Annotated in this window: 10 protein-coding genes; 5 read left to right on the top strand and 5 right to left on the bottom strand. The window is 51.3% G+C overall.

The genetic code is table 11. The features are described 5' to 3' along the window. The first annotated feature begins 90 nt into the window (after positions 1-90). Complete coding sequence (gene mutL / locus BUB94_RS03245) at positions 91-2,001, top strand: DNA mismatch repair endonuclease MutL (protein WP_073155991.1); 1,911 nt, start codon at positions 91-93, stop codon at positions 1,999-2,001. Here the strand turns inward: mutL and BUB94_RS03250 are convergent. Further along, positions 1,969-3,123, bottom strand: a complete 1,155-nt coding sequence (locus BUB94_RS03250; RefSeq protein WP_073234123.1) for a glycosyltransferase family protein — start codon at positions 3,121-3,123, stop codon at positions 1,969-1,971. The two genes, mutL and BUB94_RS03250, sit on opposite strands and share 33 nt — an antisense overlap. After that, a complete protein-coding gene (dnaE, locus tag BUB94_RS03255) occupies positions 3,110-6,979 on the bottom strand; it encodes a DNA polymerase III subunit alpha (protein WP_073234126.1) in 3,870 nt (1,289 codons plus the stop codon). The genes BUB94_RS03250 and dnaE overlap by 14 nt, the downstream gene beginning before the upstream one ends. 70 nt (positions 6,980-7,049) lie before the next feature. On the opposite strand from dnaE, the gene gmd reads away from it, so the two are divergent. From gmd to BUB94_RS03275, 4 genes are read left to right on the top strand one after another with little or no spacing between them, the layout of a single operon-like run. Continuing rightward, positions 7,050-8,069, top strand: coding sequence for a GDP-mannose 4,6-dehydratase (gene gmd / locus BUB94_RS03260; protein WP_073155982.1), 1,020 nt, complete (start codon positions 7,050-7,052; stop codon positions 8,067-8,069). Continuing rightward, positions 8,069-8,956 (top strand): GDP-mannose 4,6-dehydratase, encoded by an 888-nt coding sequence (locus BUB94_RS03265; RefSeq protein WP_073155979.1) that lies wholly within the window; start codon positions 8,069-8,071, stop codon positions 8,954-8,956. Before gmd ends, BUB94_RS03265 begins: the two co-directional genes overlap by 1 nt. Then, entirely contained in the window at positions 8,949-10,025 is a 1,077-nt protein-coding gene (locus BUB94_RS03270) for a glycosyltransferase family 4 protein (protein WP_170932277.1), read from the top strand. The genes BUB94_RS03265 and BUB94_RS03270 overlap by 8 nt, the downstream gene beginning before the upstream one ends. Positions 10,026-10,028: 3 nt before the next feature. After that, complete coding sequence (locus tag BUB94_RS03275) at positions 10,029-10,976, top strand: lysylphosphatidylglycerol synthase transmembrane domain-containing protein (RefSeq protein ID WP_073234129.1); 948 nt, start codon at positions 10,029-10,031, stop codon at positions 10,974-10,976. Between the two features lie 100 nt (positions 10,977-11,076). Here BUB94_RS03275 and BUB94_RS03280 read toward each other — a convergent pair whose 3' ends face one another. Genes BUB94_RS03280 through der form a run of 3 tightly spaced genes read right to left on the bottom strand, consistent with a single transcriptional unit; the run spans position 11,077 to position 14,142 of the window. Further along, on the bottom strand, positions 11,077-12,090 hold the full coding sequence (locus tag BUB94_RS03280) for an NAD(P)H-dependent glycerol-3-phosphate dehydrogenase (protein WP_073155970.1): 1,014 nt from the start codon (positions 12,088-12,090) through the stop codon (positions 11,077-11,079). A 41-nt stretch (positions 12,091-12,131) separates the two neighbouring features. Continuing rightward, the gene (plsY, locus tag BUB94_RS03285) at positions 12,132-12,767 is read right to left on the bottom strand and encodes a glycerol-3-phosphate 1-O-acyltransferase PlsY (RefSeq protein ID WP_158535408.1); all 636 of its coding nucleotides are present in this window, start codon (positions 12,765-12,767) and stop codon (positions 12,132-12,134) included. Beyond that, entirely contained in the window at positions 12,715-14,142 is a 1,428-nt protein-coding gene (gene der, locus BUB94_RS03290) for a ribosome biogenesis GTPase Der (RefSeq protein WP_073234132.1), read from the bottom strand. Before der ends, plsY begins: the two co-directional genes overlap by 53 nt. Positions 14,143-14,204 lie beyond the last annotated feature (62 nt).

Here is a 14,204-nt window from a genome sequence, read left to right on the forward strand (position 1 = left end):
TTCTTTCGACTAGATGCACAAAATTCCAGTTGGTTCCACTAAATTAGCAAAAAAAACAAGATTCATCACACAAATGGCTATATTTTGGGCATGAAAACCGCCGAAATCCACTTTTTGCCAGACGAAATCATCAATAAAATCGCTGCAGGTGAAGTTATTGAGCGTCCGGCATCCGCTGTAAAGGAACTCATCGAGAACGCAATTGATGCGGGAGCCACCCGTATTCAAGTCACTATCGAAGAAGGCGGAAAGAAAAAAATCCAGGTTTCGGACAACGGGAAGGGCATGAGCAGCGCCGACCTGGACATCTGCTACCTGAGGCATACTACATCTAAACTAAACAATGCCGACGATCTTTTTCATCTAAGAACAAACGGTTTCCGAGGCGAAGCCGTGGCTTCAATCGCCGCCATTTCTAAGCTGACAATCACCAGCGCCACAGACGATGGCGAAAGCGGACGTCTCATTCTTAAAGGAGGCGAACTGGTAGAAAAACAGGATATTCAGGCAAGTCGCGGAACAACCTTCCTGGTAGAAGATCTTTTTTACAACACTCCAGTCCGTCGAACGTTCCTGAGTAGCGAAACTTCAGAAAGCACTCGAATTTTTGACGTCATCCTTAAGACAGCGATCGCCCACCCGGAGATCCGCTTCGATTATAAGGTTGGAGGCAAATCCGTATTTACAGGCGTCCCCGGAGAGCTCCGAAGCAGAATCGCCGAAGCCATCGGTTCTAAAATTGCAAAGGCGCTGCTCCCCGTGGACTACACCGAAGCAGGCATCCACGTCACAGGCTTTGTCTCCCCCACGACCGAAACAAACGGCAAGCGCAACAACCAGTATTTGTTCATCCGCAACCGCCCCATCGAAAGCAAGATGGTCAGCAAGGCGGTTACCCAGTCCTACGAGCCTTACGGTGCCCAGTGCAAACCTGTATCGGTACTCTTCCTGGACATGCCCGACATGGAGTTCGACGTAAACGTTCACCCGGCCAAGCGAGAAGTCCGCTTTGCCAACGGGAACCTAGTCTTTCTGGTCGTCCTCCACGCCATCCGCGAAACGTTCAAGCAGGACATGGAAGCAAATTCCCCGTTTATCGACTTGAGCGATGAAATGAGTTCGCCCGCCCCCGCAGCGTCTTCGTTTGCGGAGACTGCGGCACCGACCAGTTCCTTTGCCCCTCCCTTACAGTTTGCGGCACCTGTCAGCGAACCCACACCCCCTACAAGTTTCAAGGATCCTGGCCCTAAGCAGCCTTACACGCCCTCTTACACGCCCCCTTCGTTCAGCAAGTCCTGGATTTCTCCTAAGCCGGTAAAGCAACAGCGCGAAGACGACTTGAACCAGGACTTGTTCAGCACCCCCGAAGCAGGAAAGGTCATCTCCCTGGAAACAGAGAAGAAAGCCGAGGTCAAGGCTCCTCCCGTCTGGAATCCCCCTGCCTTTTTCCAGATCGCCAACACCTACATTGCCGGCGAAGACGTCAACGGTTTGCTCATCATCGACCAGCATGCCGCCCATTCCCGCATCCTGTACGAACAGGCTCTGGAGACTTTGCGAAACGGTTCCGCCCTGGACAGCCAGGAACTTCTGTTCCCGGAACATCTGGAACTCAGCAAGATCGAGGCCCAGGTTCTCAGTTCTGTCGAAAGCCAGTTCCAGCAGTTGGGCTTTTACATCGAACACTTTGGCGGAGACACTTACCAGATCCGTTCTATCCCCAGCGCATTGCCGCTGTCACGAGCCATCAAGGCGGTACGAGACTTTCTGGACAGCATCGACGGCAACAGCGAAGGCGACATGGTAAAGGTGCAAGACATTATCGCCAAGGCCTGGGCAAAGACCAACGCCTACCAGGCTGGAGACAAGTTGAAACCTGAAGAAATGGCCACATTGATGGGCCAGCTCATGACCACCGACGAACCGTTGAAATCCCCCTACGGAACGCCGACCCTGATGCGTTTGACATTAGAAGAACTGAGCAAGAAATTCAGACATTAACTGTTCTGACGACAGTCCTTCAGACAAATTATTCCGCAATTCTGATTCCAGTTTTGCGGATTTTTTTTCGCGTAATGACATGGCCGACTTTAAGGCTTCGGCGGCCTGTTCGTAAGACGAATCATTCCAACGGTACTTTATAAATTCAGCAGTACTCGCTTGCGATAAAACAATATTAGGGAGAGAAAAATAGGACGTCCTGACAAGACGTTTCCCTAGGGCATAGGTCAATGCATCCGGCTTGGTACAGACGACCAGGGGACCCCCGGACAAGGCAAGTTCCAAGGTAGCCGTTCCCGGAGCAGAAATCGCCCCCTGGGAATTTCTATAGAAAGCACACCGTTCCTGGGGCAGAGAGGGAGCCTCGACCACCTGAATCCAGGAGGGAACCTTTCCGTGGAAATAACGGTTTAGGCAGTCTTGAATAAGGGCCACCAAACTTTTTCGGGCCGCGACGAAAGCAAAATTTTGATCCTGGAACTTCGATGCAATCTTCAGGAAAACAGGAATATTGCGCAGAGTCTGCCCCTTACGGCTACCCGGCATCAGCAGGATTTTTTCGTGAAGATTTTTTTGTTCGGAAGAGTTCGTCACTTCTTCATGGGTGGATTCTGCAAAAGGGTGCCGCAAACGAGAAACGGAGCATCCTTCCATCTCATAAGGGGCTTTCTCAAATTCAAAAAACACAGCCAGTCGTGTCTGAGGAACAACCGCCAACTGCTTGGCACGTTTCGCCTTCCAGGCCCACACCTGGGGCGGCGCCACATAAAGGCTTGGTTTTCCGAGACGCCCCGCCAGCTGGACTAGCTTCATGTTGAACCCGGGATAGTCAATGGCCACCAGCCCCTTGCAGGCAGGATTAGCCAACACCGTTTCCAGAGTCTTATAGTCTCGACGAAGTTTCAGATACTTAGGAAGCACATCGCCAAAACCGGATACCGGCAAATCCTCATATTCCACAAGAGCGCGCAGACCCGCCCCTTGCATGCGGGGGCCACCTGAGCCCAAGGCATCAAACTGATGCGCCCCTTTTTTGAAAAAGGCAGAGACTAGGCTTTCACCAATGCAGTCTCCAGAATCTTCACCCGCACAAAAAAGGATGTACGGTTTACCTTCTTGCATTGCTAGAAACCCACACCTTGATAGCGCCGAGTTCTTTACGAAGTTTTCCAAGAAGTTCCGGAGAATAAACCACCTTGCTCTTTTTAAGAGCAAGCACATGTACGTTGCCAGATTCAGATTCCACATGACAAATCAGGTCACAACCCCGTTCTCCTTCTTCTACGAAGGGGGCGTTACGTTCCATCAAGTCCTGCAGTTTCTCGGCAAATTCTTCATCCACCATGTTCGAGAGAATGGCCATATGGATGTATTTCACCATATCGAAGCGGACACGATCCAACTGAATGACTTCCTGCACAACAAGCTGGAGGCCATCAGACATTCGTTGCGGTTCCAGGGAGCCTTTCATCAGAACGCGGTCATCGATGGTCACGGTATCGCGGAACTGTTCCCACATATCCTTCTTGAAGAAGACATCCAGGTCTCCGTGGAAATCCTGAATGGTGCCAACACCAATGGTATCGCCCTTCTTCGTTTCGATGGACTTCAACTTGATGACCACACCGCCAACGGCCACGGCGGCATCACCCACATGATGGCTCAGCTCATCTTCAGCCAGGGAACAGGTGCTAAAGCCCTGAAGTTCCGGACGGAATTCATCCAGCGGGTGGCCCGACAGGAACAAGCCCAGAATATCCCGTTCCTTGTTGAGCATTTCCATGGCGGTCCATTCTTCCGCTTCTTCAAGAACTTCGGCGGAACTATCCATAGCCGGTTCGCCACCGCCCATATCGAACAGGGAAATCTGACCGCGGTCACGGTCTTCCTGCTTTTTCGCAGCCACGTCCATAGCTTTGTCTACAGAGGCCATCAAGGCGGCGCGGCTTCCAGGGAAATCGTCCAACGCACCAGCCATCACAAGGCTTTCAATCAGGCGTTTGTTCATGGGCGGGCGTTTTTCTTTCTGGGAAGCCTGATATTCTACAACGCGTTTGCAGAAACTGAACAGATCGGTATACTTGCCGCCACGTTCACGTTCTGCAACGATGTCTTCCACAACAGCGGAACCCACATTGCGGATACCTGCAAGGCCAAATAAAATTTGACCTTTTTCATTAGCGATAAATTCACCCACAGAAGCGTTGATATTAGGCGAAACCACTTCAATATCCAGGCGTTTACATTCCAAAATGATGGTCACGATATCTTCGGTCTTACCCATCTTGGAAGTCATGGATGCGGCCATGTATTCGGGGCCGTAATGGGTCTTCAGGTAAGCGGTCTGATAGGCAACGTAAGCGTAGGCAGCAGCATGGCTCTTGTTAAAGGCGTATCCGCAGAAGGGAAGTACGGCGTTCCAGACCTTCTGAATCATGGCCTTGTCGTAGCCCTTGTTAACGCACTTTTCGAAGAATTCCGGTTCAAGCTTAGCCATCTTCTCGGGCATCTTCTTGGCCATGATACGGCGGATATTGTCAGCGCCACCCAGCGTGTAGCCACCCAGAATCTGGGCAAGCTTCATCACCTGTTCCTGATACACGATAACGCCGTAAGTTTCACCCAGAACTTCTTCCAAGTCCGGATGGTAACAGTCGATTTCTTCGTTACCCAGCTTACGGGCAATAAAGTGGGGAATCTGATCGATAGGACCCGGACGATACAGGGCGTTCATAGCGATCAAGTCACCGATACGGTTGGGCTTCAGTTCACGGAGGTATTTCTGCATACCCGGAGATTCGAACTGGAACACCGTAGTGGTCATACCCTTACTCAAAAGATCGAAGGTCGCCTTGTCATCCAGAGGGATATGGCTCATGTCCACTTCAATCTGGCGATTCTGCTTGACCATTCGGACCGTATCCTGAATGATGGACAAGTTGATCAGACCAAGGAAGTCCATTTTCAGAAGGCCGATGTCTTCTGCGTAATGCTTATCGTACATCACCACCGGAGTATCTTCGGGGGCGGCGCGATAAAGGGGAGCCAAGTTATAAATGGGGGTCGGCGTAATCACAACGCCGCAAGCGTGAACGCCTGTCTGACGGGGCAAATCTTCCAACATCAGAGCCGTATCCCAAAGGGTCTGATACATGGCGCGGGACTTGATCAGAGCCTGCAGCGGTTCCGGGCTATAATCATCTTCCAGGTTGTTACCCTTCTTGTCCTTACCGGTCCAGGCTTGCTTCAAACTGAAGTTCAAAGTACGCTGGGGGAACAGTTTCGTAACCGCCTTGGCATCGGCAGGAGCAATTCCAAGAACACGGGCCACGTCCGTAATTACCGCCTTGGACTTCAGCATACCGTAAGTAATAATCTGGCCCACGCATTCCTTGCCGTACTTCTGGGTCACGTAATCAATCACGCGGCCACGGTCACGGTCGGCAAAGTCCGTATCGATATCGGGCATGGACACACGTTCCGGATTCAGGAATCGTTCAAAGAGCAAGTCAAACTTTAGAGGGTCAATGTCCGTAATACCGATGATGTAGGTAACAAGAGAACCTGCAGCAGAACCACGACCCGGGCCCACGGGAATACCGTTGTTACGGGCCCAGTTAATGAAGTCCCACACAATGAGCAGGTAGCCAGCCACGTTCATGTTTCGGATACAGTTCAGCTCCTTGTACATACGGGCGCCCACGTCCGTCGTATGTTCGGGGAACTTGAAATTTTCTTCGGGGAAGCGCCACTTCAAGAAGCCATTACAAAGATGGATGATATAAATGTCAGAGTCAGAGCCCGGCTTACACCAGCGATGAACAGCCTTGTCCCAAGCCTTGTTATCATCTTCGTTAAAGAATTCGGGAGCCGACAGACGATCAATTTCAGCCTTGTCATCATCAGTTAGAGCGTCAGGTTCGATTCCCTTTTCGGCACAATACTGTTCCTGGACTTTTTTCTTCTTGTCCTTGATGACGCCCTTCAATTCGCGTTCACGAACTACGGGATATTCCGCATCGTATTCGGCTTTCATGATGGCCTTGATGTTCTGATATTCTTCACCTTCCAGGAAGTCCTTGGGAATGGCAAATCGAGGCCAGAATTCATCACCGATACCGGTCTTGACGGTATAGTTACAACGTTCTGCAATCTTTACGGTATTTTCGATGGCACCGGGAATATGGCCAAACTTGGCCACCATTTCTTCTTCGGTCTGATAGTAGAATCCATCGGTAGGGAATCTCTTGTCACCGGCATCATTCAAAGTCGTCTTTGTAGAAATGCAACGAAGGATTTTATGAGCCTGGGCATCTTCCTTGTTGATGTAGTGGACATCGCCTACGGCCACAACCTCACGGCCTAATTCATTTGCCAGCTGAACCGTAAAATCGTTTACCAATTTTTGTTGAGGAACACCGTTGTCGCACACCCCGAAATACAGATGGTCGTGATCGAAAATCTTATCGAGACTTTCCATGTATTCGCGGGCAACGGAATTACGACCTGCGGCAACACTTTGACCGTACTTACTGAAAAAGTCACCTGCGATGGCAATGATACCTTCCTTGAACTCTTCCACCGTCTCTAGGGGAACAGAAGGAATTTCAGCCCAGCGGTCACCATCTTCGTAACGGTAACTGACGATACGGAGCAGGTTATAATACCCTTTTTCATTTTCAACCAGAAGGGTCAGGCGTTCATATGTCAGGTTATCCTTGCTGGTTGCGCTGGGGGTATCAATATAGACATGGCATCCGTACAGAGTTTTCAGAGGAGGCTGGCCGTCACCCTTGCGTTTTTTGTTAAGCCCCTGTCCACGAGTCTGGAATTCCAGAATACCAAACATGGCACCATGGTCGGTAAGGGCGATAGCCGGTGCGTTATCTTTTGCTGCGGCAGCAAGAATATCATCAAGACGGGCAGATGCCTGAAGAACAGAAAATTCGGAATGGGTCTGAAGATGTACAAAAGCCATAGCCGCAATATAAAAAAAGCAGCCTCCCCTTTCGCGAAGGAATTCGCCGAATATTACTATCTTTAAAACTATGAAAAGAGCATTGATTACAGGTATTACTGGCCAGGATGGCTCCTATTTGGCAGAGTTTCTTTTGGAGAAAGGCTACGAAGTCTTCGGTTTAGTCCGTCGCAAGAGCAAACTGGACTTTAACAACGCCGAGCACCTCCAGGGTAAGGTAACGTTTATCTTCGGTGATATGACCGATTCCGCCTCCCTGCTGAGAGCCATGGAAATCGCCAAGCCCGACGAAATCTACAATCTGGCAGCACAGTCCTTCGTGACTACATCCTGGGAAACGCCCCTCTCTACCGCAGACATCAATGCCATCGGTGTTACAAAGCTTCTGGAAGCGGTACGTCTGTGCAAGCCCGACACCCGCGTGTACCAGGCAAGCACCAGCGAAATGTTCGGAAAGGTCCAGGCCATTCCGCAAAACGAAGAAACGCCGTTCTACCCCCGCAGCCCTTATGGCGTATCCAAGCTGTACGGACACTGGATTATCAAGAACTACCGCGAAAGCTACGGAATGTTCGCCTGCTCCGGCATTCTCTTCAACCACGAATCCGAACGCCGCGGAGCCGAATTCGTAACCCGTAAGATTACCATCGCCGTTGCCAAGATCAAGGCTGGCCTTCAGGATTGCGTCGAATTGGGCAATATGGACGCCAGCCGCGACTGGGGTCATTCCGCAGACTATGTACGCGCCATGTGGCTTATGCTCCAGCAGCCCACTGCAGACGACTTCGTCGTTTCTTCGGGCGTAACTCATACGGTTCGCGAATTTGTGACTATGGCCTTCAAGGCTGCCGGTATGGAATTGACCTGGCACGGACAGGGCGTCGACGAATTCGCCACCCGCAAAGACAACGGCAAGGTCGTGGTCAAGGTCAACCCTCAGTTCTTCCGCCCCGCAGAAGTAGACCTTCTCATCGGCGATTCCAGCAAGGCCCGCAAGGTTCTCGGTTGGAAACCCGAAATCAGCTACGAAGACCTGGTTTCCCGCATGGTCGCAAGCGACATCAAGCTTTTGGCCGAAGGTAAAATTTAATGGGCAGGGCTCTCATTGTCGGAGCAGCAGGTTTTGTGGGCAAATACCTGACCCGCGAACTGGAAGAAGCCGGGCACACTGTTTTTCCAACGGACATGCCCGAAGTCAACCTTCTTGACAAGGCCAGCCTAGAAGCTGCCATCCGCAAGAGCAATCCCGACTACATCGTAAACTTGGCCGCCATCAGTTCTGTTGGTGCCTCCTGGAAAAATCCGACCTTGACAATGGACGTCAATGTTAAAGGTACGCTGTACTTGTTGGAAGCAATCCAGGAACTGGCCCCCCACGCCAAGACCCTCCTGATCGGAAGCGCCGAGGAATACGCCCAACAGGAATCCCCCCTCAAGGAAAGCGATTCCCTGCAGGCATCAAACCCCTATGGAATTTCCAAGATTGCCCAGGAAAATTTTGCAGACCTTTTTCGCAAGAAATACGGAATGCAGATTATCTGTACCCGTTCCTTTAACCACACTGGCGTAGGACAGGTAGAAGCCTTCGCCATTCCTAGCTTTGTCGGACAGGCTGCCCGCATCGAAAAAAGCGGCCAGGAAGGAACCATCAAGGTGGGCAACCTAAGCGCCTACAGAGATTTTTCCGATGTCCGCGACGTGGTTCGAACCTACCGTCTGCTTCTTGAAAACAAGAACGAATTCCACACCTATAACGTGGGGTCCGGAAAGGCCCATAAGGTCGAGGACTTGCTACAGACCATCGTGAGTTTTGCAACGGTCAAGATCAACGTAGAACAGGATCCCGAAAGGATGCGCCCCGTCGACATGCCCTACCAATGTGCGGATAACAGCCGCATTGTAAACGCAGGCTACTGGCGCGGCACTCCCATCCAAGAAACTTTGAAGTGGATGTTTGACAATGAAAGAAATGCCTAAAATCGCAATTGACGCACGCATGGTCAGCCGTTCCGGCATTGGCACCTGCATTCAGCATTGGCTGAAGGACGTCGGCTACAAAATCGCTCTGGGCGACCCCAAGGAACTTGCAGAATATCCTGAAGTTCCAAAGCACATCCCTTTCATCAGCGGCATTTACGGGTACAAGGAACAGTTGAAGTTCCCCTATTGCAAACTTCGCCGTGAAAAGCCAGACGTCCTGCACATTCCCCATTGCAATGTGCCCCTGTTCTACCGCGGCAAAATGATGGTCACCATTCACGATTTGACCCACCTGGTCTATCCAGAATTCCTGCCCTCAAAAATTGTCCACCTCTACTTTAAATTTATTTTCTGGTTTGTCTGCAAGCGCGCCAACCGTATCATTGTCGATTCCGAAAGCACAAAGAACGACCTGGTCCGTTTCTACAACGCAGACACAAGCAAGATTACTAAGGTTCTTCTGGCAGCCGGTAAGGAATTCATCCGCAAGCCCAAGGAAGACGTGGAATACCTTTACGAAAAGTTCAACATTCCCCGCGACAAGAAGATTCTCCTGTATGTAGGCAACCTTCTTCCTCACAAGAATTTGAACGGACTCCTTGACGGTTTCGCCCAGATGAAGGGCAAGGAAGATTGCCGTCTCGTTCTCGTAGGCAAGGCCTTTGCCGGGCGCACCAACGCCACCAAGGAATCTGACTTGGGAATCGCTGACCTGACAATTCACGCAGGCATGGTAAGCCAGGACGACCTGGTAAATCTGTACAACCTGGCAGACCTTTTTGTGCTCCCCTCCCTGTATGAAGGTTTCGGCCTTCCCGTTCTGGAGGCATTCGCCTGCGGTACTCCGGTCGCCTGTTCCAACACATCTTCGCTGCCTGAAGTTGGCGGTGACGTGGCCACCTATTTTGACCCCAAGGATCCTTCCAGCGTAGCACAGGCTCTCGAAAAATCCATTGACTCCAAGGGAATGTTCGACGACAAGATTGATGCCTGGGTGAGCCAGTTTACCTGGGAAAAGAGCGCCAGGGAACTTGCAGAAATTGCCGCAGAAGTCGCAGGGAAATAATCCATGCAGAGCCAATCCAACCTAAAGAAAAAACTGCTGAACCTGCTGAAGGTCGTTGTAAGTGTGGGCGGCCTTGGCTTTATCTTTTACAAGGTTCCCTTCGCAAAGGTCAGCAGCCATTGGACGGAACAGGCTCTCCCCTGGATTGGACTTATCCTGATCTGCACCGTTTTTAGCATGGCAATCCAAGCCAACCGATGGCGTTGTCTGCTTCTTGACGAAGGCAAGAAAGTCCCCTTCAGAATTTTTTACGGTTACATCGCCCTGGGCTATTTCTTCAACAACTTGCTTCCCAGCGGATTTGGCGGGGATGCCGTAAAGACAATCGCCTTCGGCAAGCGTTTCGGCAACACGGCAAATTCCGTCGCCGCCGTCGTCATATCGAGAGTGATGGGGCTTTTGGCCATGTTCCTCTGCTTCTTCGCCATGTTCCCCTTTGTCATTACCAGACTGCAAATTCCCGCCATTTACACGGGAGCGGTTTGCGGAGTGGCCCTCCTCAGCATCCTGATCATTACGGCCGGGCTATTTTCAGACAAAATAAAGATTCCCGACACACTAGGCCAGAAGATTCCATTCCTCCTGAAACTGCAAAACGCCTTCAGCATTTACCGCGGTTACAAGAAAGCCTTCATCCTTTCGGGTGTGGATTCCATCTGGCTGCAGATTTCTTCGATTCTAATCCACTACGCCTACTTCCAGGCCGTAGGCTCCCCTGTTGACTTGGCCACCATAACCATATTCATGACCATCACCATAACGGTTTCCATGTTGCCCATTTCCATCAATGGGATAGGACTTCGCGAAAGTGTGAACGTCAGCCTGTTTACAGGTCTGCTGGGAATTCCCGCAGACATCGTCCTGGCCGCGGCCCTGATCGGCTACATCCCCATGATTTTCCAGGCCGTGCAGGGGGCTGTAGCATTTGCAGTCCTCAAAGGGAACAAATAATCGCGCCGGAGGCGCCTGGTTTTATAACTCGTAATTCATAACAAAGCAAAAAAGTCCTGGTATTTCACCAGGACTTTTTGCTTAAGCTTTAGGGTGGAAGTTAGTTCCAGTTTTCGGCCTTCAGGTCACGGCCCCAAATTTCGTCGAAAACTTCCTTCACGGTCTTGCCACCAAAGAGAAGGTCGTAGACTGCATTCACGATAGGCATTTCGACGCCAAGCTTGTCGGCCAGAGCCTTGGTGCTACGGCAAGTGGGGACGCCTTCGGCAATCATCTTCATGCCGCCGAGAACCTGATCAATGGTTTCTCCCTTACCGATGTGTTCACCCACATAACGGTTACGGCTATGCTGAGAAAGGCAAGTCACAATCAAGTCACCCATACCGGCAAGGCCAGCGAAGGTTTCGGGATTGGCACCCATGGCACGACCCAGGCGGCACATTTCTGCCTGACCGCGAGTGAGGAGGGCTGCACGAGTATTGTCGCCAGCGCCAACACCATAAAGCACACCAGATGCGATGGCAATCACGTTCTTCACGGAACCGCAAAGTTCCACACCGATAATATCGGTAGAGGTGTACACGCGGAGGTAGGAGCAGCTCATAGCCTTCTGCACCAGCTTTGCAGACTCTTCGCTAGTAGAAGCGGCAACGATGGCAGTAAGCACATGGCGGCTAACTTCTTCTGCATGAGACGGACCGCTAAAGGCAACCATCTTGTCGTCGGTGAGCCAAGGAACATTTTCAAGAAGGACTTCGCTCATGAGCTGATTGGTACCTTCGAGAATACCCTTGGTAGCGCAAACCACCACCGGTTCCTTACCCTTTTCAGGGGTCCACTGACCAAGATTCTTGGCAACACCGCCCATGAACTGGGAAGGCACCACGATCATCACCATTTCTGCGCCTTCGAGGGCGGCATTCATGTCGGTGGTATACTTAAAGTCAGCGGGGAAAATTACACCGGGAAGTTTATCCTTGTACTGATGTTCAGTAGAAAGCAGATCGACTTCAGCCTGGGAATTGGTCCAAAAAGTAATGTCGTTCTTATTTTCGTAAATCACCTGGCCCAGGGTAAGACCCCAGCCGCCGGTACCCAAAACTGTAACTTTCATAATAAAAACCTCGTTTACAAAACAATCTACAAAATTAACGTTTATTGTTTGGGAGTCTTGCGCTTGCTACCAAAACCGTTTTCGGTACCATTCATCAAACGTTTGATGTTGGACTTATGCTTTACAATCACAAAGACAGCAACAATCACGGCAAGAATCATCTGACCGAGATTGATGGATTCCAGATAATGTTCGGGAACCAGGTAGCCGTACACAGACAGAAGACCCAGAACGGCGCAGCCGCCAATGCTACCCACAGACACATACTTTGTAGAGAAGGTCAGGATAATCCAGGTGGCAAAACCGATAAGCACGGTAATGGGGCTAATGGCAAGGAACACGCCCAGTGCAGCCAGAACACCCTTACCGCCGCGGAAACCGGCAAAGCAAGTGAAGCTATGGCCAAGAATCACCAGAAGACCAGCAACCAGGGGAACCCAGCTAGACCAGTCGGCACCACCGGCTTCAACCTGGGCCTTGCACATGAGAGCGGCAATGAAAGGTCCAAAGAAACCCTTCAGCAAGTCCATGAACACAACCGGCAGGGCGGGCTTCCAGCCCAAGACGCGGAATGTATTTGTAAGGCCGGCATTCTTCGATCCGTATTCGCGGATATCGAAGTCCTTACCTTTCGCGATTTTTGCGATCCAAATGGCGCTGGGTATCGACCCCAGCAAGTACGCTATTGGAAGACTCAGTAAACTGTTCAAGTTCTTCATCCTTTCTAAGGGTTAATTTCATATCGAAGTTCAAACGGAGAGGAGCGCCTTGCAGCTGGAATTCCTCAAAGAACTTCTTCATCAGGTAGCGCTTGTAAGACTCGGCCACCAAATCAGGGGTGCGGGTCTCGATAGCGATTACAGGGGGTTCCACCATGATCTGGCAGGCACGGGTCAGCTGAACCGTACGGGCGTTCTGGCTAGGCACCGGATTTTCTTCGATGAACTTAGCGAAAGCCTGGGCAACATTGTCGCGGCCAAGAACTCGGCGGCAGTTGGCATACACGGTCTGAATAGCCTGAATGACGCGGTTGATGCGCTGGCCTTCCTTGGCACTGATAGAGAGAATGGGAACGTATTCCAGCATGGGTTCGCGTTCCATCATTTCCTTAACCATGTGGTCAAAGGACTTTTCGGTCTTGTTGGGGAGAATGTCCCACTTGTTCAGCAACAGGACCAGGCCCTTGCCAGCCTTGCGAATTTCGGTGATGATGCGGAAATCCTGAATTTCGAGACCGCGGGTGCAGTCCACCATCAGCACAGACACGTCGGAACGGCGAATGCTTTCCAGAGTGCGCATGTTACTGAAGATTTCCACTTCGTCGTCGACCTTGGCCTTCTTGCGGAGGCCAGCGGTGTCGGTAACAACAAACTTCTTGCCATCTACAACAAAGTCGCAGTCAATGGAATCGCGGGTGGTACCCGGAATATCGCTGACCACGGCACGTTCTTCGTTCAGCAGGCGGTTGAGCAAGGTGCTCTTGCCGGCGTTGGGTCGACCGAGAATGGCAAACTTGATGGGGCGTTCTTCACGACGTTCACCGCGAACCGGAGTCGGAAGCACAGCGATGATTTCATCGAGAAGGGAAAGGCAGGCGTAACCGGTCAGGGCACTGATAGTGCGGGGCTGACCAAAACCCAGCTTCAGGAATTCATAGCTTTCCTGACGGTCGCCACCGTTTTCGCTCTTGTTGGCCACAAGAATCACCTTCTTGTCCAGCTTGCGGATCAGGCGTGCGAACTGCTGGTCCAGCTTGGTAATGCCCACACGGACATCCACCATGAACAGCACCAAGTCGGATTCATTGACTGCATTAAAAATCTGGGTGCGGACGCTATCGGCCAGCACATCGATGGTGTCGTCGGGCAGGAATCCGCCAGTATCCACCACGGTAAATTCATGACCCTTGAAACGGGCATTCTGGTAATGACGGTCGCGGGTAACACCATCACGGTCACTAACCACGGCGGCACGACGGCCGAGAATGCGGTTAAACAGGGAGGACTTGCCTACGTTGGGGCGTCCAATGATACATACAATAGGTAACTTCATTATGGGGGAAAATATAGAAAATGAGCCTATACCGCAATAGAGGACATCTAACTTTATAGTGT

This window comes from Fibrobacter sp. UWH9, from assembly GCF_900129715.1.
In the GTDB taxonomy this organism is placed as follows: domain Bacteria; phylum Fibrobacterota; class Fibrobacteria; order Fibrobacterales; family Fibrobacteraceae; genus Fibrobacter.